This is a genomic window from Mesorhizobium sp. M8A.F.Ca.ET.181.01.1.1 (genome assembly GCF_004792025.1).
Classification (GTDB): Bacteria; Pseudomonadota; Alphaproteobacteria; order Rhizobiales; family Rhizobiaceae; genus Mesorhizobium.
Map to the genome: position 1 here is coordinate 324,605 of NZ_SRTV01000008.1, position 20,211 is coordinate 344,815.

Genomic DNA, 20,211 nt, shown 5'->3' on the forward strand with positions numbered 1-20,211 from the left:
ACCGTTGCTTGTCGTTGCTTGCTCTAAAAACCTCGTTGCCGATCACGAACCGTCACGCTATCTCCTCCGCAACATGACATCAACATTCGCGCAAGGAAAGTCTCAGGCCGCGCAGCGCTCACATCACGTCTTCGATGCGTATCGGCAGGTCGCGCAGGCGCTTGCCAGTGGCATGCCAGATGGCGTTTACGATCGCGGCCGCAACACCGGTCATCACAACCTCACCGAGGCCCTTGACGCCGGTCTTGTTTAGCATCGGGTCGGGTTCGTCGATGAAGGCTACTTCGTTGCGGCCGATATCGGCGTTGACCGGGACGAGATATTCAGCGATGTCGCTGTTGAGGAACCCGCCATAGCGCGGATCGATCTCGCTGGCCTCCCGCAACGTCGCGCCAATACCCCAGACGCCGCCGCAGTTCACCTGGCTCCTCGCCGTACGCGGACTGACGACGCGGCCGCAATCAACTACGCTGACCACGCGTGATACGCGAACACGGCACGTTGTCGGCTCGATGCGGACTTCGGCGAAATGGGCGATGTAGCTGTAGCGACGAACTTTTCATAGATCGGCCCAAACGGCGCCGGCTTGCCAGCCTTCAAGGCCTGCGCCGCCTCCTGGGGCTGATCCGGCGCGCGTCGCTCGATCTCGACTTGGTAGTGGCCGACCTTGCGTTCCCTCAAAGTCATCAGCGGGTTCTGTCCAAGCTCGATGAGAAGCTTGTCGGCGGCTTCCACTACCGCCGGGATCGCGGTCGCAGTGCCCCATGACCCCGCCGTGATATGCTGCGGGGCACCCGTCGTGTCGCCGACGATCGCTTCGACCCTGTCAGCTCCGATGCCAAGCTTCTGCGCTAGTACGTTGGCGATAGCCGGGCGAATGCCCTGCCCCATCTCGTGAACACCGACGGAGACCTTGACCGTCCCGTCGGCGTTGAGACGCAGCGTCGCGACCGCAGCCGCGGTGGCGGCCTTGTAGCAGCCGCAGCCAACCCCGAGGCCGAGAAGAGTGCCGTCGACTTGATCTGCCGATTACGCAACTGTGAGAACTTGCCGCGTCGAAGATACATTCAGGTTACGGATTTGCCTCATAGCCTCGGGACCGAACCAATCCACAGAAATATTTGGTTGGTATTTTTGTTGGATGAATTGCTGGTAGTCGACGGTCATCCATCTGGGAACAAAGGCAAATTTCCTTCACTTGGTTTCCGCCTCTGGGCACCATCTTTTTAAAAGAAAATCACGTTCTTATATAGAGCGACCACCTGATCGTTCTCGTGTGGCATGCGCCTGTTGCAGGCGCGTTCGCGGGTCGGCGTTTAGGCTTTCTTGTCGCCATTGGGATTTGGTGCCGGCGCCTCCCGCACGTCTCGCGGTGGCGGATCGACATGCTCAAGCTCTGACGGTGCTTTGTCTGGCCGACGGACCGGTGGCTGCGGGCCGGGCTTCGGCTGTGGTTCTTTGATCTTGGCTGGCATATCCAGTTAACTGGGATCCACAGGCTCTTGTTCCCTGATGCCTTAAAGGACCTGGAGACCGAAGCCGCCAAAAGCGTGTCACGGTGAAACAAACAGATCACAGTTTGCGACAGTCGGGATGAATGATCGTCCGAAGAGCGTTCTAGCTTTAGTTCGCCGGGCGCTCACAAGACCCCGAGCGCCCAAAATCAAATGCTTTTGGGAGAACGATCATGAGACATCTCCTCATTCCAATGGTGGCAGGCTTGTTCATAGGTTCCACCAGCATGGCCTTGGCCACCAATGTTCACACGGTGACGGGCACGACAGGTCAGCCCAGCCAAGAAATCGGAACTGCTCAAACAGGAAGTGCGACCCCCGGCCACGCCAGCTCTGCCCCGGGCTCAGCTTTCAACCCGGATGGAAATGCCGGAACACATTACGCCGGCACCCAGCCGCAAAACTCGAAGAATCCGAAGAGCGTATCTCAGTACGACGTGGCCGGCTTCCAGCAGTCCCATAATAGGTGACAGCACGGTCCGCGGAACAACAGGCCCGGCCGCCGAAGCAGCCGGGCCAACGCATCCCGCCAAGTTGACGCCACTTGTGGGCGTGAGCTCGGGAAACTCGCCGGCACCACGCGAAAACCGCGGCGAATCTGCTGATCCGAGCGTTTTCTAACCTCGGATCTCGGAATTTATCGGGCCAGGCTCACTTCTCGGCGTGGTGGGGGTACTCACGGATATCGATGGACGGAACGACTTTGCTCTCACCGGGCTCCTGGGGGATTCAATTTGCTTGGCGCCCCACCATCCCTAGGGCAAACTCCCTGCCGGGGCTGCAGGAGGTGAGATGAGAGCACGCGCGGCTACGCTCGGGGATCTCGAGGATGTCTTCCATGGCCTGTCCAAGCGGATGTCGGACGAGTACGTGGCGGCCGGCAAGGACAGCAAGATCGCCTACGACAATCTGATGATGAATTTGAAGGAAGGCCGGGCGCATGCGCTCGTTGAGGGCGACAGGGCCGTGGCGATCATTGCCTGGCACGAGAACAGCGATGCCGCCGATACGCTGTTTGCCGCGCAGGAGGATTTCTTCCGCGCCTCGACCGTGCGCTTCTGCAAGCGGCATATCAGGCATATCCAGGCGCTGGCCGGCAACCTTCCGATCCATTCGCGCAGCTGGCTGCAGGGGCCTGACGTCGCCAGATGGTTCGGCATCATCGGCTATGTCGAGCGGGGCCAGGAGAACGGCGCCAATCTGTTCGAACTGCCACCGGCTCGCCTCGGCTAAGGAACCCTGGCTGCGGTAGCTGTTCATCTTTGCCGCGAACGCCGACTGTACATCGCCATCGCCCGCGCAAATTCGTCGATGCGGGTCACCGTCTTCGCCTCCAATCGCTTTAACGCGGCGGCCTTTGCGAATTGCACACTCGGCCGCCTCATGGACTGCCTCGGCAAGCGGCTTGCGCAGGACGACGATTGGCGGGATGTTGCTGGGGGGCAACCGGGGCCAAACCGGCAGGCCGAGACCAATATGGCTGCTGTAAAATGTCGCGAGCTTGCTTCGCCTTTCTTGTCTTTGTTGCCTTGCTGATGCCGGTAGAGGCAAGCGAACGCATGTCTCATCTGTTTGATCGCTCCAACCTGCCGATCGCCTATTTTCGCGAATCGGATCTTGTGACCGCGTACGCGACTGCAATGGCGCGCTTCCGTCTGCAGTTCGCAGGGCGCGCCGGCGAAACCAATCTTGCGATCCCTCTCGAACCATTGCTTTTGCGGGCCGAATTCCGGGCGCGGACATGGCGCTCGGCGGACGGCAGCTTGTTGCAAGGCTTCGCCGGCAAGGGCGGCTTCCGATTGACTATCGGTAACTGCCTGGCGCGTATTTGCGCAGCCAGCGAATGCAGCGATGCCGGTTGGCCGGTTTACGCCTGCAGCGACGGACGCAAGCGCAAGATGTCCGTCACCGATTTTGTGACGGCAAGATTCGATGGCATCCCCTATCGTCGACTGAGCGCCCCTCCTTCACAGCAATGATAGCGCGAGGTGGTCTCACCGAGGCAGATGTTCAGCCAGGGCGATATTCGGTTGCCGCAGCGCGAAAGCCGCCTGTACCGAGCGGTTGACCGTCACCGGCAGGATCGGAGGCGACAAACCCGAGAAGGTAGGTGACGCGATCGGGCAACAGCTCCGCAAAACCATCCCCGAGAGGGGCCCAGAGCGGTGCCGGGCGCATCCGCCACAGCGCGATCGGGTTGCGCTCGGCAGGCGTTGATGGTTTGTTGCCGGTCAGCGGAGATCAAGTGATGCGAGAATCCATGGGTCAAGACGAATACGGGTCGGCGAACCCCTTCGATCCGGACGACCTGCCGAATTTGAACGCGATCGGACCAGGGATCGGCAACAACGACTTCGAGAAATACGCGGTCGCCGTGATCATCGTGTTCGGCGCCCTGATTATCGGCGGGCTGATGGCCGCGTCGATGACTTTCGGCCATCGCAACGGCTTCCTCTTCGCTCTGGGCGGCGCCACGTCGGCCTGGATATCGGGAAATGCGCTTTTGCTCGACCGGCCACGCATCTATGCGCTGTTCGTCGGCATTGCCGCCTTGATGCTGATTGCATCGACCATCACGCTGGTGACCTGACGGCTCCTGCCGGGCCATGAAGCGGAGGCCGCTCCCGAAGGGTGGAATCCGGCCTCGTCCGGCAAGGAACAGGCTTGCGGCCTGTCAATATCCAAGCGCTTCGCCCGACGCCGCGCGGCTGTCGATGGCGCCATTGTAGCGCGCGCCGCCGCCCTTCTCGATTTCCGCCAGGCTCTTGCCGCCGACGAGAATGCCCGCCGCCTGGCCCCAGCTCTGGTGAGCGAGATCGAGGTGATAGCCCATACCGGCGAGCAGCCTTTCGGTATCGGGCGAAAGCCCGAACGGCTCGACATAGACCGTGTCGGGCAGCCATTGGTGATGGATGCGCGGCGCGTCGATCGCCTCCTGGATGTTCATGCCGTGGTCGATCACATTGACGATCGCCTCCAGCGTGATGGTGATGATGCGCGAGCCGCCCGGGCTGCCGATGACCATGAACGGCTTGCCGTCCTTGGCCACCACGGTCGGGCTCATCGAGGACAGCGGCGTCTTCTTCGGCTGGATAGCGTTGGCCTCGCCCTGGACCAGGCCATAGAGATTGGGCACGCCGGGTTTCTGGGTGAAGTCGTCCATCTCGTTATTGAGCAGGATGCCAGTGCCATCGGCGACGACGCCGGCGCCGAACGAGCCATTCAGCGTGTAGGTCACCGCGACCGCGTTGCCGTCCTTGTCGATGATCGAATAATGGGTGGTCTCCTTCGATTCGCCGAAGCCCTTCGGCATCAAATCCTGCGACACGCCGGCGCGGAACGGATCGATCTTGTCGCGGATGTCCTTGGCATAGGTCTTGTCGAGCAGCTTCGAGACCGGATTGTCGACGAAATCCGGGTCGCCGAGCGCCGAGTTGCGGTCGACATAGGCGTGGCGCATCGCCTCGACCATGACATGGACCGTCTCGGCCGAGCCGGCACCGAGATAGGACAGCGGATAGCCTTCCAGCACGTTGAGGATTTCGCAGATGATGACGCCGCCCGAGCTCGGCGGCGGCGAAGAGATGATCTCGTAGCCGCGATAGGAGCAGCTGACGGGCTTCAGCTCGCGCACCGCATATTGCTCGAAGTCACCCTTGGCCAGGATACCGCCCTTGGCGCCGCTCGCCTTGACGATGGCGTCGGCGATGGCGCCTTTGTAGAAGGCATCGGGACCTCTCTCGGAAATGGCCGAGAGCGACCCGGCAAGGTCGGGCTGAACCAGCTTCTCGCCGATGCCATAGGGCTTGCCCTCGGGTTTGAGGAAGATGGCGGCGGCCGCCGGGTCCTTCGCCAGCCTGTCGGCGCTGCCGGCGAATGAAGCCGCATCGCCCTGATTGAGGATGAACCCGTCCTTGGCATAGGCGATCGCAGGCGCCATCAGGTCCTGCCTGGACAAGGTACCGTATTTCTCGCGCGCCATCTCGAAACCGGCCACGGAACCCGGCACGCCGACCGCGAGATAGCCGTCGAGGCTGGCGCCCTTCACCGGCTTGCCGTCCTTGTCGAGATACATGGTCTTGGTCGCGGCAAGCGGCGCCCGCTCGCGGAAATCGAGGAAGGTCGATTTGCCGTCCTTGAAGCGGATGGTCATGAAGCCGCCGCCGCCGATATTGCCGGCATTGGGATAGACGACGGCCAAGGCATAGCCGACGGCGACAGCCGCATCGACGGCATTGCCACCCTTTTTCAGAACCTCCACGCCGACTTCGGAAGCCAGATGCTGGGCGGTGACGACCATGCCGTTCTCGCCCTTGGCGGGTGCCGGCGAGGCGGCGAAGACGGCGGCGGATGGTATGAAGGCGAAGGTGATCGAAAGGCTGACGGCAATGAGCGTCCGGCGGGTGAGGTGCATGGCGGGACTCCTAAGCGGGACGCCTAGGAAAGACCTTCGGGGGGCGTTAGTCCAATAACAATTGAATAAGCGCGTGAGAGACCCCCTCACCCGGATTGCCAAGTCGAATTGCAAGGGCAATTCGGGCAATCCGACCTCTCCCCAAGGGGAGAGGAGCTTGCACCGGCGCTGACCTCTTCTCCCCTCGGGGAGAAGTTGGCCGCGAAGCGGCCGGATGAGGGGGAGTGGCTCGACCTCAGACGATACCGCCGGAACCACCTGCGACTGCAGGCCGTTCGGCCGCGACCTTGGCGCGGTAGCCCGCCGCCCGATAGGCGGCGACCGGATCGATGGCGCCACCGGTCTTCAGCCGCGCCATGGCCAGGATCGGCTCGACATCGGTGCGATAAGCAGCCTTCAGCGTCTGCGTCGCCATCAGCGCGTCGTTGGCCTCCTGGAAGCCTTCGAGCGCCTTGCGGTCGACCAGCAGCGCCTGCGCATAGGCACGCTGCACCTCGACCGCCGACAGCATCAGGCTTTCGATCGGATCGGTGACGTTGTGGCTCTGGTCGAGCATATGCGCGGGATCAAAGCCCTCGGCGCCGGATAGCTCGGCATCGACCAGCTCGTTGAAGACCAGGAAAAGCCGGTAGGGATCGATCGAACCGGCGTCGAGGTCGTCGTCGCCATATTTCGAATCGTTGAAGTGGAAGCCGCCGAGTTTCTTGAACTGGATCAGCCGCGACACGATCATCTCGATGTTGACGTTGGGCGCGTGATGGCCGAGGTCGACGAGGCAGAACGCCTTGTCGCCCAACTCCTTGGCGATGATGTAGTTGGTGCCCCAGTCCTGGACGACCGTGGAATAGAAGGCCGGCTCGTACATCTTGTGTTCGGTGAACAGCTTCCAGTCGGCCGGCAGGCCGGCATAGACCTCCCGCATGGCGTCGAGATAGCGCTCGAAGGCCTTGGCGAAATTGACCTGGCCGGGGAAGTTGGAGCCGTCGCCGATCCACACCGTCAATGCCTTGGACCCAAGCGTCTCGCCGATCTCGATGCATTCGAGATTGTGCTCGACGGCTTGCCGGCGAGCACCGGCATCGGCATGCGACAACGAACCGAACTTGTAGGAGAATTTCTGGTCCTTCGCGTCCGAGAAGGTGTTGGAATTCATGGCATCGAAACCGAGACCGAAGCGGGAGGCCGCCTGCTTCAGCCGGTTCGGATCGGCCTTGTCCCACGGAATGTGCAGTGAGACGGTCGGGGTCGCCTGCGTCAGTTGGCTGATGACGGCGCAGTCCTCGATCTTGTCGAAGATGTCGCGCGGCTCGCCGGCACCGGGAAAGCGGGCAAAGCGGGTGCCGCCAGTGCCGACACCCCAGGAGGGGATCGCGACCGCGAATTTCTCGACCTTGTCCCTGATGGCATCGATGGCGATGCCGTGGCGGTCGAGGCGCTCGCCGAGCGAGGCGTAGTCACGCTCGAGGTCGGCCTTGCGCGCGGCATTATTTTTTTCGACGACGTCGGCCGAGATGATCAATTCGGACACTGCTGTTCCTCCCAGTACTCGCACGGCTGGCGCCGCCCCTCATCCGCCCTTCGGGCACCTTCTCCCCGTAGAACGGGGAGAAGGAAGCTCAGCGCGTAAAGCTCTGCGCGTTGCCGGCGTCGACGTTGATGATGTTACCCGTCGATTTGGCCGACATGTCGGAGGCCAGGAAATAGATCGCCTCGGCGATGTCTTCCGGGAAGACGGAGCGCTTCAGCATCGAACGCGAGCGGTAGTGCTCTTCCAGATCGTCGGTCGACATCTTGTAGGCGGCGGCGCGCTGTTCCTTCCACTCGCCTGTCCAGATCTTCGAGCCGCGCAGCACGGCGTCCGGGTTGACGACATTGACCCTGATCTGGGCTTCCGCGCCTTCCAGCGCCAGGCAGCGGGCGAGATGGATCTCGGCGGCCTTGGCGGTGCAATAGGCGGAGGCGTTGGGCGATGCGGCAAGGCCGTTCTTGGAAGCGACGAAGACGATATTGCCGCCGATCTTCTGTACCCGGAACAGCCGGAATGCTTCCCGCGAGACCAGGAAATAGCCGGTCGACAATATGTCCATGTTCTTGTTCCACAGCGCCAGCGTCGTCTCCTCGATCGGCGCCGAGGAGGCTAGCCCTGCGTTGGACACCAGGATGTCGATGCCGCCGAACTCGACCGCCGTCTCGGCAAAGCCGGCGACGACCTGGTCTTCCGAAGTGACGTTGATCAGCACCGGGCGGACGAAATCCTTGCCATAGGTCTTGGCCAGTTCCTCATTGGCGCCCGCGAGCGCCGCCTCGTCGATATCTGCCAGCACCACGCAGGCGCCTTCGCGCAGCAGCCGGTTGGCCGTCGCGCGGCCGATGCCGCCGGCGCCGCCGGTGACCAGCGCGATCTGGCCGGCGAGCGACTTCGGCTTCGGCATGCGCTGCAGCTTCAGGTCCTCCAGCAGCCAGTACTCGATGTCGAAAGCCTCCTGCGCGGGCAGGCCGACATAGGAAGAGACGGTGGAGGCGCCGCGCATGACGTTGATGGCGTTGACGTAGAACTCGCCCGAGATGCGCGCCGTCGCCTTGTCGCCGGCGAAGGTGAATATGCCTACGCCGGGCATCAGGTAGACCACGGCGTTGGGATCGCGAATGGCGGGTGAATCCGGATGCTTGCAACTGTCGTAATAAGCCTGGTAGCCGACGCGATATTCGGCAATGTCGTCGGCGAGGCGCGCGATGACGGCATCGACATCAGGCTTTGCCGGATCGAATTCGATCACCAGCGGGCGGATCTTGGTGCGCAGGAAATGATCCGGGCATGAGGTGCCGAGTGCAGCCAGCGGGCGCAAATTCTTCGAGTTGACGAATTCGAGCACGGCGGCCGAATCGTCGAAATGGCCAATCTTGTGGCTCTTTTCCGAGATCAGGCCACGGATTTTCGGCATCAGTTTCGCAGCGATGTCGCGACGAGCCGAAGCGTCGAGCGACTTGACCACTTCGCCGCCGAAGATCGCCACACCCTCGGAGCGGCGCTCGAACCATTCGATCGCCTGGTTGATTACCGATATCGTCGTCTCGTAGCACGCCTTGGGCGTATCGCCCCAGGTGAACAGGCCGTGGCTTTCGAGGATGACGCCCTTGGCTTCAGGGTTCTCGACACAGAATTTTTCCAGCCACAGGCCAAGTTCGAAGCCGGGACGCTTCCATGGCAGCCAGCCGATGGCGTCGCCGAAGATTTCCTTGGTCAGCGCCCTGGAATCCTTCGCTGCGGCAATGGCGATGATGGCATCGGGATGCATGTGGTCGACAAAGGGCTTCGGTACGTAGGCGTGCAGCGGCGTGTCGATCGAGGCCGCCCGCGGATTGAGGTTGAAGGTGCAGTGGGGAAGATAACCCACCATCTCGTCCTCGTGCTCGACGCCGCGATAAAGCCCCTTCAGCGCCTGCAGCTTGTCCATGTAGAGGGTGGCGAAGCCATCAAGCTTGATCGAAGCGCTGTCGCCGCCCGATCCCTTGACCCACAGCACTTCCACATCCTGGCCGGTGAGCGGATCCTTCTGCCATATCTTCGAAGAGGTGTTGCCGCCGCCATAGTTGGTGACGCGCTTGTCGGAGCCGAGCGTGTTCGAGCGATAGACCAGAAGCTCGGGATCGCTCATCCCCTTGGCCTTCGCATCATCCCACAGATTGGCGAGGCGCGAGCCGGAGCGCTTGTCGAGCATAGGTAATCCTCCCTGGGGACGCAAAAAAACGCGGTCCATTTTGTCGGGAATGTCTACGCAAGACACAAACTTGTCAATCACAAACGATCAAGATCGATCATATTGCACTGCACAATGAAATTATATGATCGGAAATGATTGACACTGCTCGTTTTGGGTGCCTAGATGGCCAGGCAGGGAGGAACCATGCACGAAAAAGAGCGCCACAGGATCATTCTGTCCGCCGTCCAGGAAAAACCTGTGGTGACGGTGCAGGAAATGGTCGACCTGACGGAGTCGTCCGAGGCGACGATCCGGCGCGATATCGCGGCTCTCCATGTGCAGAAACGCCTGCGCCGTGTGCGCGGCGGCGCCGAGGCGATATCGCCGCCGCAGTTCATCGGGCTGGCCGGCCGGCCCTTCTCGGTCAACGAAACGCTCAACGCCGCGCAGAAGCGGGCCATCGCCCGCGAGGCGGTGGAACTGTGCAAGGACGGCGAGCCGATCATCATCAATGGCGGCACCACCACCTTCCAGATGGTGCATTTCCTGACCGGCCGCCGCATGCCGATCTTCACCAATTCGTTCCCGATCGCCGAGCACTTGCTCAAGCACTCCAAGAACACGGTGATGCTGTCGGGCGGCACGATCTACCGCGAGCAGAACATCATCCTGTCGCCCTTCGACAATGACGTGACGCGCAATTTCTACGCGCGCCGCATGTTCATGGGTGCTCAAGGGTTGGGGCCTCTCGGCCTGATGGAAGGCGATCCGCTGCTGATCCAGGCGGAGCAGAAGCTGATCGACCAGGCCGACGAACTGGTGGTGCTGGTCGATTCCTCGAAATTCCGCAAACGCTCCAGCCTGATCCTGTGCGGTCTTTCGCGCATCGCCACCGTCATCACCGACGACGGCATCGAGGACCGCGAAGCCAAGATGCTGGAAACCGCGGGGGTGACGCTGATCGTCGCCCGCAAGTCGACAAAGGAAGAATCTTCACTGCAGGCCTGAGACCAACTCACGCCCGCAGCGGCGATGGAATGCAACGCTCAAGGGAGGATATCAGATGAGCATCTTGAAGAAATTGATGGTGACGGCGGCCTTCTCGGCCGCCATGTTCGTGAATGCCGCCTACGCGGAAAACGTCAAGATCGCGCTGGTGGTCAAGTCGCTCGGCAACGGCTTCTTCGATGCCGCCAACAAGGGCGCCGAAGAGGCCGCCAAGGAACTCGGCGACGTCGACATCATCTACACCGGCCCGACCAAGGCGACCGCCGAGGCGCAGATCGAAGTTGTCAATTCGCTGATCGCGCAGAAGGTCAACGCCATCGCGATTTCCGCCAATGACGCCGACGCCCTGGTGCCGGTGCTGAAGAAGGCCATGGAGCGCGGCATCACCGTCATCTCCTGGGATTCGGGCGTCGCCAAGGAAGGCCGCCAGCTTCACCTCAACCCGTCCGACACCGGCCTGATCGGCGAGACCATCATCAAGCTCGCCGCCGACTATCTGCCGGAAGGCGGCGACGTCGCCATCCTGTCGGCCTCCTCGACCGCGACCAACCAGAACTCCTGGATCGAAGCTGCCAAGAAGGTGCTGCCGGAGAAGTTCCCCAAGATCAAGCTGGTCGCCACCGTCTATGGCGATGACGACTCGGCCAAGAGCACCGACGAGGCCAAGGGCCTCTTGAAGTCCTACCCGAACCTCAAGGCGATCATCGCGCCGACCACAGTAGGCGTCGTTGCCGCCGCCCAGGTCGTCACCGACGAGAACCTGATCGGCAAGGTCAACGTCACCGGCCTGGCGCTGCCGTCGGAGTTCAAGAAGTTCATCGACAACGGCGCCAGCCAGGCGGTTGCGCTGTGGAACCCGATCGACCTCGGCTATTCCGCCGTCTACCTCGCCCATGACCTGGCGGTGAAGAAGGAAGAAGCCAAGCCGGGTGCGACGCTGTCGATCGGCCGTGTCGGCAAGGTCACGCTCGACGACACCAACTCGGCCGCCATGGCTCCGCCCTTCCAGTTCGACAAGTCCAACATCGAGAAGTTCTCCAAGATCTATTGATCACTGAGTTTTTCAAGCTGACGCGGCGGGAGTCACATCCCGCCGCGACTTCAAACGGACCTAGTTTCAGGGCTTGATACGGATATGGACACGACGGCCCGACACAACGAGACAAAGGAGCGGCCTCCGGCCTCGGCTCCACGCCTGACGCTGTCCGGCATTTCAAAAAGCTTTCCCGGCGTGCGGGCCCTGCACAATGTCAGCCTGTCGCTCTATCCGGGTCAGGTGACCGCGCTGATCGGCGAGAACGGCGCCGGCAAGTCGACGCTGGTCAAGATCATGACCGGCATCTACCAGCCCGATGCAGGCACCATCAGCATTGACGGACAGGCCGTCGCGCTGCCAAGCGCACACGCCGCCTTCGGGATTGGCGTCACCGCCATCCATCAGGAAACCGTGCTGTTCGACGATCTCAGTGTCGCCGAAAACATTTTTCTCGGCCATGCGCCGCGCACGCGCTTTGGCACCATCGACTGGCGCATGATGCGCAAGAATGCGCGCGAAGTGCTCGACACCATGCATGCCGGCCATATCGACGCCGATGCGCGGCTCAGGGATCTCGGCATCGCCAACAAGCATCTCGTCGCCGTCGCGCGCGCCATGTCGATCGACTCTGGGATCGTCATCATGGACGAGCCGACGGCCGCCCTTTCGATGAAGGAGATCGAGGAGCTGTTCCTGCTCATCGCGTTCCTCAAGGAGCAGGGCAAGGCGATCCTGTTCATCAGCCACAAGTTCGACGAGATCTACCGCATCGCCGACCGCTACACGGTCTTCCGCGACGGCGAGATGGTCGGCGAAGGGCTGATCAAGGATGCCGGCCAGAGCCAGATCGTACGCATGATGGTGGGCCGTTCGGTCGACCACATCTTTCCGCAGCGCAAGGCTGAAATCGGCGCGCCGGTGCTTTCCGTTTCCGGCCTCTCGCATCCAACTGAGTTCAACAATATCGGCTTCGAGCTGCACAAGGGCGAAATCCTCGGTTTCTATGGCCTTGTCGGCGCCGGGCGCAGCGAGGTGATGCAGGCGATATCCGGCATCACCCGCATATCCGGCGGCACGATCACGCTGGAAGGCAAGGCAATCGCGCCGAAATCGGCCGCGGATTCGATCGGGGCCGGCATCGTCTACGTGCCGGAGGAGCGCGGCAAGCAAGGCGTGGTGATCGGCCTGCCGATCTTCCAGAATGTTTCGCTCCCATCGCTCGCCCGCACCTCCAAATCCGGTATGCTGCGGCTCGCGGAAGAGTTTTCGCTTGCCCGCTCCTACACCGAGCGGCTGGACCTGCGCGCCTCTTCGCTCAGCCAGGATGTCGGTACCCTCTCGGGCGGTAACCAGCAGAAGGTGGTCATCGCCAAATGGCTGGCGACGACACCCAAGGTCATCATCCTCGACGAGCCGACCAAGGGCATCGATATCGGCTCCAAGGCCGCCGTGCACGGTTTCATGGCGGAGTTGGTGGCGCAGGGCCTGTCGGTGATCATGGTGTCATCGGAACTGCCGGAGATTCTCGGCATGTCCGACCGCGTCGTGGTCATGCGCGAGGGCCTGGTCGCGGCGGTCTACGACAATAAGGGACTGGACGCCGAGACGCTGGTCCGGACGGCAGCGGGAATCGCGGCATGAAGGCTTTCCTGAAATACCGCGAAATCTGGCTGCTGGCGGCCATCGCCGTGCTGATCGGACTGATCTCGATGCGCTTTCCGGGCTTTGCCGACCCCGGCAACCTGCGCCAGGTGTTCAACGACACCTCGATCCTGATGATCCTGGCGCTCGGCCAGATGGTCGTTATCCTGACACGGTCGATCGACCTGTCGATGGCCTCCAACCTGTGCTTCACCGGCATGGTGGTAGCGATGCTGAACGCGGCCCATCCGGCGATCCCGATCCCGCTGCTGGTCGTGATCGCGCTTGCCGTCGGGCTGGTGCTCGGCGCCATCAACGGCCTCTTGGTTTGGCGGCTGAACATCCCCTCGATCGTGGTGACATTGGGCACGCTGACCATCTATCGCGGCGCCACTTTCGTCATTTCGGGCGGCGCCTGGGTCAACGCCGACAAGATGAGCCCGGATTTCATCGGCTTTCAGCGCGCGGCCTTGCTTGGCATTCCGGTGCTGTCCTGGATCGCCATCCTGGTCATCGCGCTGTTCTTCGTCTTGATGACGCGTACCGCGCTCGGCCGCTCGATCTATGCCATCGGCGTCAATCCGACGGCATCGGTCTATACCGGCATCGATGTCGGGCGCACGAAATTCATCGTCTTCTGCATCTCCGGCATGATCGGTGGCCTCGCCGGCTATCTCTGGATTTCGCGCTACGTCATCGCCTCGGTCGAGGTCGCCAACGGCTATGAGCTCAACATCATCGCCGCCTGCGTCATCGGCGGCATCTCGATCGCGGGCGGCATCGGCTCGGTCGGGGGTGCGGTGCTCGGCGCATTGTTCCTCGGCATCATCTCCAATGCGCTGCCGGTCATCAACATCTCGCCCTTCTGGCAGATGGCGATTTCGGGCAGCGCCATCATCCTGGCCGTGGTGCTCAACGCCCGCGGCGAACGCCAAAAGGGGCGGATTATTCTGAGGAAGGCGGAGGCATGAGCGGGACGTTGAAGTGCTCCCTTCTCCCCGTCACTGTACGGGGAGAAGGTGCCGGCAGGCGGATGAGGGGCGGCGCTTACGGTGCAAACAGGATCGTTGCGAATAGCAACGGTCCGATTTGCCTCGGCCGGAACTCGCCGCATACGTTGAGCACCTCCGAACATTGGCGCCGCCCCTCATCCGCCCTTCGGGCACCTTCTCCCCGTATAGTGACGGGGAGAAGGGACGCTCTTTGCGACGGGCAGCGCCAGCGTCTGGAGCATGCCGCATGACCGATACCCCCGCCCCGCGCCACATTCCCGACCGGCTCGACAAGCCGCTCTCCTCGGCGATCTTTTCCTGGGAAGCGCTGCTGGTCGCGGTGGCCATCGCCATCTTCGCCATCAACAGTTTCGCCTCGCCCTATTTCCTCGACCCCTATTCGCTGTCCGATCTGACCTTCAACTTCACCGAGAAGGGCCTGATCGCCTTTGCCATGGCATTGCTCATCATTTCGGGCGAGATCGACCTGTCGGTGGCCGCCATCATCGCGCTCGCCTCGACCATGATGGGCATGGCGGTGCAGGCCGGCGCCGGCACGCCAGTACTTGTCTTGATCGGCATCGTCGTCGGCCTCGGCTGCGGAGCCTTCAACGGGCTGCTGGTGACGCGGCTCGGCCTGCCTTCCATCGTCGTCACCATAGGCACGATGAGTCTGTTCCGCGGCATCGCCTTCATCATCCTCGGCGACCAGGCCTGCAAGGGCTATCCCGAAAGCTTCGCCTTCTTCGGCCAGGGTTACGTCTGGTGGGTGGTGTCGTTCGAACTGGTGCTCTTCCTCATCGCGGCCGTCGTCTACTGGTTCCTGCTGCACCGTACGAGTTTCGGCCGCCGTATCTTCGCCATCGGCAACAACCCGGTCGCGGCGCAGTTTTCCGGCGTGCGCGTCGGCCGCATAAAATTCATCCTGTTCTGCCTGACCGGGCTGATGTCGGGCATCGCTTCGGTGCTGATCACCTCGCGGCTCGGCTCGACGCGGCCGTCGATCGCACAGGGCTATGAACTCGAGGTGATCACCATGGTGGTGCTTGGCGGCGTCAGCATCCTTGGCGGCGCCGGCAGCATTCTGGGCGTCGTGCTCGCCGCCTTCATCATGGGGCTGGTGACCTTCGGCCTCGGCCTGCTCAACGTGCCCGGCATCGTCATGTCGATCTTCATTGGCCTGCTGCTGATCATCGTTATCGCCCTGCCGATCGTATGGCGACGGCTGCGCGGGGGACGCCTGGCCTGATGTCCGAGAAATACGCATTCAAGATGATGCTCAAACCCGGCATGAAGGCCGAGTACAAAAAGCGCCACGATGAAATCTGGCCGTCGCTGGTCGCGTTGCTGAAGCAGGCCGGCATCTCCGACTACTCGATCCATCTCGACGACGAGACGAACATCCTGTTCGGCGTGCTGTGGCGGCGCGATGGTCACGGCATGGCCGATCTGCCGAAGCATCCTGTGATGCAGCGCTGGTGGGCCCATATGGCCGACATCATGGAGACGAAACCGGACAACGAACCAGTGGCCGTTGCGCTGGAAATAATGTTCCATATGGAATGAGCGCGATCCGCCACGTCGCCGTCATCGATATCGGCAAGACCAACGCCAAGGTGGCGCTGGTCGATCTCGCCACATTGAGCGAGGTGGCGCTGCGCCGGGTGGCGAACGCGCCGTTGCGGCAAGCGCCCTACCCGCATCACGATGTCGAAGCGCTGTGGGCGTTCATCCTCGACAGCCTTGCCGACCTCAACCGCGAACAGCGCATCGACGCCATTTCAATCACCACCCATGGCGCGACCGGCGTGCTGGTCGATGCCCCCGGCGAGCTGGTGCTGCCGGTTCTCGACTATGAATTCGACGGCCCCGATGAACTCGCGGCGGACTATGACGCGATCCGCCCGCCTTTCGCCGAGACCGGCACGCCGCGCCTGCCGCTCGGCCTCAATCTCGGTGCGCAATTCTTCTGGCAGCAGCAAAGTTTCCCGACGGAGTTCGCCAGAGCCGCCGCGATGCTGATGTACCCGCAATACTGGGCGCTGCGTCTGACCGGCGTCGCCGCTAACGAGGTCACGTCTCTCGGCTGCCACACCGATCTGTGGAACCCCTGGACAGCGGATTTTTCAGCGCTGGTCGACCGCCTGGGCTGGCGCGACCTGATGGCGCCCGTGCGGTCGGCCAGGGACCGCCTTGGCCCGATCCTGCCTGTGCTTGCGCAGCGCACCGGGCTCGATCCTCAAACGCCTGTCTTTTGCGGCCTGCACGATTCGAACGCCTCCCTGTTGCCGCATCTCCTGTCCGACGCCCCGCCCTTCTCGGTGGTCTCGACCGGCACCTGGGTGGTATCGATGGCGGTCGCCGGCAGGACGGTGGCGCTCGACCCGGCAAGGGATACGCTGGTCAATGTCAATGCACTCGGCGATCCCGTGCCCTCGGCGCGCTTCATGGGCGGTCGGGAATTCTCGCTGCTGACCGAAGGCGCGGCGCAGGACTGGAGCGACAACGACGTCGCCGCCGTGCTGGCGCGCAAGACATTGCTGTTGCCTTCGACCCAGCAAGGCTCGGGGCCGTTTCCGCACCGTGCGGCCGCATGGCGCAAGGGCGAAGCCATCCCTCCCGGCCAGCGCTTTGCCGCCATCTCCTTCTACCTGGCGCTGATGACCGCCACTTGCCTCGACCTGATCGGCGGCGGTGGCCCGACGACGGTCGAGGGACCCTTTGCGCGCAACCAATTGTTCACGCGGATGCTTGCCGCGAGCACTGGCCGTGGGGTCATCGCATCGGAAGCCGCGACGGGCACCAGCATCGGGGCCGCCCTGCTGGCATCGGATCAAGGAGCCGCGCATGGTGAGGGCCAAACACAAGAGCCGCCGGCCGGTCCGGCCTGGGCGGAGTATGCGCGCGCGTGGCGGGCGGCGGTCGGGGCAGTTGGCTGATCAGAGGATCCGCTTGCCGAAGGCCGACATGACGAAATTGACCGCGTCGATTCGGCGACACCGCCGCGGCATGGCGCGCGCCACTTGCGGCATGCCGCACATACCCTTGGTGACGCCGAACACCTTGATATCAGACAGCGCGCAGCGCTCGACGATGGTGCGCGCGTTGCATTCAGTGCGGCCAAGGTCGATGGCGACTTGCCGGCCCGACATTTATCCCCTGTAGACCAGTCCCTGCGGATCGATCTCCGGCTTGCGGCCGGCAACGAGGTCGGCGAGGAATTTTCCCGAACCGCAGGCCATGGTCCAGCCGACATGGCCGTGGCCTGTGTCGAGATAAAGGTTGCGGTATTTCGCCTGGCCGATGACCGGCACCGAGTTCGGCATCATTGGCCGCAAACCGGCCCACAGCTCCGCCTTCTTCTCGTCGAAGGCGCCGGGGAACAGGTCCTTGCCGGTCCTGAACATGGTGGCAAAGTCGCTGGGCTTGTGGGTGCGGTCGAAGCCGGTGAATTCTGCGGTCGAAGCCAACCGCAATCGATTGCCAAGCCGCGAATAAGCCATCAGCTGGTCCTCGTCGGCGCCGCCCATGGTCGGGCCCTTGCTCTCGTCTTCCAGGGGAATCGTCGCCGTGTAACCTTTCACCGGATAGACCGGCAGGTCGATGCCGTAGCGACGGCCGAGCAGCCCACTTTCCGGACCCATCGATAGGACGACGGCGTCACCGGTGACCGGTCCGGCCGAGGTCATCACGGCGCGCACCCAGTCGCCCTCGATGTCGAAGCCCTCGACCGTGGTGCCGTAGCGAAACCTCACGCCGAGCTTTTCGGCCGCATAGGCGGCCAGATTTTCCACGAACTGCCGAGAATCGCCGGTCTGGTCGATCGGCGAGTAGACGCCGCCGGCGATCTTTTCCTTCACGCCGGCAAGGCCCGGTTCAAGCTCGACCAGCCGGTCGCGGCCGACGATCTCGATGGGCAGGCCATGCTCGGCCAGATAGCGATAATTGTCGGTGCCGGTGTCGAGGCTGTGCTGCGAGCGGAAGAAATACAGGATGCCCTTCTTGCGCTCGTCATAGTGGATGCCGGTGTCACTGGAGATGGCGTTGATGCAGTCGCGCGAATAGAGCGCGAGCCGCAGCTTGACCTGGCTGTTGGCACGCAGGCGGGCCACCGTGCACTGGCGCAGGAAGCGCAGACTCCAGGCGAGGAAATAGGGATCGAAGCGCAGCCGCACCTTGATGCCGAGATCATGATTGTAGAGCCCGCGCAGGAAGGTCTTAAGTGCCGCCGGCGAGGCCCAGGCGGTGGCATCGCCCGGAGACACCAGCCCGGCATTCGACTGGCTGGTGCCCCGCGCCGGCGCCGGATGGCGCTCGATCACGGTGACCTCATGGCCGTCGGCGGCCAGGTAATAGGCGGCCGCCGTACCGACGACGCCGGCTCCAAGCACCGTTATCTTCATGCCATCCCCCAAAGCTCTTCCCGGCACGGCGCCTCCACGCCGTGTCGCGAATGCTTCCATAGCGCGTCGCCACGCGCCTTGCGAGCCCTTGGAGAAAGCGAGCTCAGCCCCGTGCGGAATTCTTGCTGGTCAGGATGCGCTCCCAGGCCAGCGCGTCGTTGACGATCTGGTCGAGATCGTCGCGCTGCGGGGTCCAGCCGAGTTCGGACCGCGCGAGATCGGAATTGGCGACCACCGCCGCGGCATCGCCGGGACGCCGGTCGCCCATCCTGACCTCGAAATCATGCCCGTAGGCGCGCCGCACGCTGTCGATCACTTCGAGCACCGAATAGCCATGGCTGTAGCCGCAATTGGCGACGAGGCTGGCGCCGCCGGCGCGCAGCCGCTGCAAGGCAAGGCGATGCGCGGCGGCCAGATCGCTGACATGGATATAGTCGCGCATGCAGGTGCCGTCGGGCGTCGGATAATCGGTGCCGAAGACCTGCATGAACGGACGCTTGCCGAGCGCGGTCTCGCAGGCGACCTTGATCAGATGGGTGGCGCCCGGGGTGGACTGGCCGGTGCGGCCCTTCGGGTCGGCGCCGGCGACGTTGAAATAGCGCAGCGCCGTGTAGCGAATGTCGTGCGCGAGGCCCGCGTCGCGCAGCATCCACTCGCTCATCAGCTTGGACAGGCCATAAGGCGATTCGGGCGCCAGGCGGGCATCCTCGCGCACCGGTTCCAGGCCGGCGCCGCCATAGACGGCAGCTGTCGAGGAAAAGATGAAGTTCGGCACGCCTTCGCGCACTGCAGTTTCAATCAGCGTGCGGGTCTTCGAGGTGTTGTTCTCATAGTAGGCGAGCGGGTCGGCGACCGATTCCGGCACCACGATGGAGCCGGCGAAATGGATGATCGCGTCGACCTTGTTCTCCCTGATGACCGAGCCGACCAATTCCTTGTCGGCGACATCGCCGACGACCAGCTTTGCCTCCGGCGCCACGGCCCATTCGAAGCCGGTGGAAAGGCGGTCGAGAACGACCACGCTTTCGCCCGCATCCAGCAATTCCCAGACCATATGGCTGCCGATATAGCCGGCGCCACCTGTCACCAAAACCGCCATCCAAATCCTCGCTTACCCAGATTTATCGGAAACTGTCTCAACAACCGCCTTACTGGAAAGTCCGCCGTCTGCCCATTAAAACCTAAGGTAACCAGCGTTCACTTGATGTGGCATCGTGCGGAAACAAAAGTGAACCAAAGAGCGTGCCACGGATTGGGAATAGGCCACGATCCGCCATCGTTAGGAACAGGTCCGGGGCGTGGCATTTTGACCAAATCGGCCCGGTGGACGACCAAAAGACCAATGATTATGATCCCGCGCAAAATTGGGAAGCCTACATGAATTACCAGCGGTTCTTCGAGGACGCGATCGACCAGCTCCATGCCGAGCGTCGCTACCGCGTCTTCGCCGATCTAGAGCGCATCGCGGGCAAGTTTCCGCGCGCCATCTGGCGTTCCAACGG

18 protein-coding genes and 1 pseudogene are annotated in these 20,211 nt (G+C 62.7%); 11 read left to right on the forward strand and 8 right to left on the reverse strand.

Features of this window, described 5'->3' with window-relative positions:
- Positions 1–118: 118 nt before the first annotated feature.
- A complete protein-coding gene (locus EN824_RS35660) occupies positions 119–538 on the reverse strand; it encodes a molybdopterin cofactor-binding domain-containing protein (protein ID WP_210236370.1) in 420 nt (139 codons plus the stop codon).
- Positions 466–996, reverse strand: a pseudogene (locus tag EN824_RS35665) (molybdopterin cofactor-binding domain-containing protein); the annotation flags it as partial. The gene EN824_RS35660 and the pseudogene EN824_RS35665, both read right to left, overlap by 73 nt.
- A gap of 691 nt (positions 997–1,687) precedes the next feature.
- On the opposite strand from EN824_RS35665, the gene EN824_RS26660 reads away from it, so the two are divergent.
- From EN824_RS26660 to EN824_RS36720, 4 genes are all read left to right on the forward strand, one after another.
- On the forward strand, positions 1,688–1,984 hold the full coding sequence (locus EN824_RS26660; protein ID WP_210212440.1) for an adenylate cyclase: 297 nt from the start codon (positions 1,688–1,690) through the stop codon (positions 1,982–1,984).
- A gap of 322 nt (positions 1,985–2,306) precedes the next feature.
- Positions 2,307–2,747: a hypothetical protein gene (locus EN824_RS26665; RefSeq protein ID WP_127281091.1), complete on the forward strand. Its 441-nt coding sequence runs from the start codon at positions 2,307–2,309 to the stop codon at positions 2,745–2,747.
- Between the two features lie 257 nt (positions 2,748–3,004).
- The gene (locus EN824_RS26670) at positions 3,005–3,493 is read left to right on the forward strand and encodes a hypothetical protein (RefSeq protein WP_245464549.1); all 489 of its coding nucleotides are present in this window, start codon (positions 3,005–3,007) and stop codon (positions 3,491–3,493) included.
- Positions 3,494–3,852: 359 nt separating this feature from the next.
- Positions 3,853–4,104 (forward strand): hypothetical protein, encoded by a 252-nt coding sequence (locus EN824_RS36720; RefSeq protein WP_031240466.1) that lies wholly within the window; start codon positions 3,853–3,855, stop codon positions 4,102–4,104.
- An 84-nt stretch (positions 4,105–4,188) separates the two neighbouring features.
- On the opposite strand, the gene ggt is transcribed toward EN824_RS36720, so the two are convergent.
- From ggt to EN824_RS26690, 3 genes are all read right to left on the reverse strand, one after another.
- Positions 4,189–5,928 carry a gamma-glutamyltransferase gene (gene ggt / locus EN824_RS26680; RefSeq protein ID WP_135932877.1) on the reverse strand — a complete coding sequence of 580 codons (1,740 nt, stop codon included), beginning with the start codon at positions 5,926–5,928 and terminating at the stop codon, positions 4,189–4,191.
- 235 nt (positions 5,929–6,163) lie between these two features.
- The gene (rhaI, locus tag EN824_RS26685) at positions 6,164–7,456 is read right to left on the reverse strand and encodes an L-rhamnose catabolism isomerase (protein ID WP_127276990.1); all 1,293 of its coding nucleotides are present in this window, start codon (positions 7,454–7,456) and stop codon (positions 6,164–6,166) included.
- 88 nt (positions 7,457–7,544) lie between these two features.
- On the reverse strand, positions 7,545–9,647 hold the full coding sequence (locus EN824_RS26690; RefSeq protein WP_135932878.1) for a bifunctional rhamnulose-1-phosphate aldolase/short-chain dehydrogenase: 2,103 nt from the start codon (positions 9,645–9,647) through the stop codon (positions 7,545–7,547).
- A gap of 186 nt (positions 9,648–9,833) precedes the next feature.
- Here EN824_RS26690 and EN824_RS26695 point away from each other — a divergent pair, with 186 nt between their 5' ends.
- From EN824_RS26695 to EN824_RS26725, 7 genes are all read left to right on the forward strand, one after another.
- Positions 9,834–10,637 (forward strand): DeoR/GlpR family DNA-binding transcription regulator, encoded by an 804-nt coding sequence (locus EN824_RS26695; RefSeq protein ID WP_027145694.1) that lies wholly within the window; start codon positions 9,834–9,836, stop codon positions 10,635–10,637.
- 55 nt (positions 10,638–10,692) lie between these two features.
- Entirely contained in the window at positions 10,693–11,688 is a 996-nt protein-coding gene (rhaS, locus tag EN824_RS26700; protein WP_127276986.1) for a rhamnose ABC transporter substrate-binding protein, read from the forward strand.
- Positions 11,689–11,772: 84 nt separating this feature from the next.
- A complete protein-coding gene (locus EN824_RS26705) occupies positions 11,773–13,314 on the forward strand; it encodes a sugar ABC transporter ATP-binding protein (protein ID WP_127276984.1) in 1,542 nt (513 codons plus the stop codon).
- On the forward strand, positions 13,311–14,285 hold the full coding sequence (locus EN824_RS26710; RefSeq protein ID WP_127276982.1) for an ABC transporter permease: 975 nt from the start codon (positions 13,311–13,313) through the stop codon (positions 14,283–14,285). The genes EN824_RS26705 and EN824_RS26710 overlap by 4 nt, the downstream gene beginning before the upstream one ends.
- A gap of 268 nt (positions 14,286–14,553) precedes the next feature.
- Positions 14,554–15,555, forward strand: a complete 1,002-nt coding sequence (locus EN824_RS26715; protein ID WP_135932879.1) for an ABC transporter permease — start codon at positions 14,554–14,556, stop codon at positions 15,553–15,555.
- Positions 15,555–15,872 (forward strand): L-rhamnose mutarotase, encoded by a 318-nt coding sequence (rhaM, locus tag EN824_RS26720; RefSeq protein ID WP_127276978.1) that lies wholly within the window; start codon positions 15,555–15,557, stop codon positions 15,870–15,872. Before EN824_RS26715 ends, rhaM begins: the two co-directional genes overlap by 1 nt.
- Positions 15,869–17,245, forward strand: coding sequence for an FGGY-family carbohydrate kinase (locus EN824_RS26725; protein ID WP_127276976.1), 1,377 nt, complete (start codon positions 15,869–15,871; stop codon positions 17,243–17,245). The genes rhaM and EN824_RS26725 overlap by 4 nt, the downstream gene beginning before the upstream one ends.
- On the opposite strand, the gene EN824_RS26730 is transcribed toward EN824_RS26725, so the two are convergent.
- The 3 genes from EN824_RS26730 to galE form a co-directional block, all read right to left on the reverse strand.
- Complete coding sequence (locus EN824_RS26730) at positions 17,246–17,458, reverse strand: hypothetical protein (protein ID WP_210212410.1); 213 nt, start codon at positions 17,456–17,458, stop codon at positions 17,246–17,248. It abuts the gene before it with no gap.
- Positions 17,459–18,709 (reverse strand): D-amino acid dehydrogenase, encoded by a 1,251-nt coding sequence (locus EN824_RS26735; protein ID WP_127276974.1) that lies wholly within the window; start codon positions 18,707–18,709, stop codon positions 17,459–17,461.
- A 103-nt stretch (positions 18,710–18,812) separates the two neighbouring features.
- Entirely contained in the window at positions 18,813–19,808 is a 996-nt protein-coding gene (gene galE / locus EN824_RS26740; protein ID WP_127276972.1) for a UDP-glucose 4-epimerase GalE, read from the reverse strand.
- Positions 19,809–20,211 lie beyond the last annotated feature (403 nt).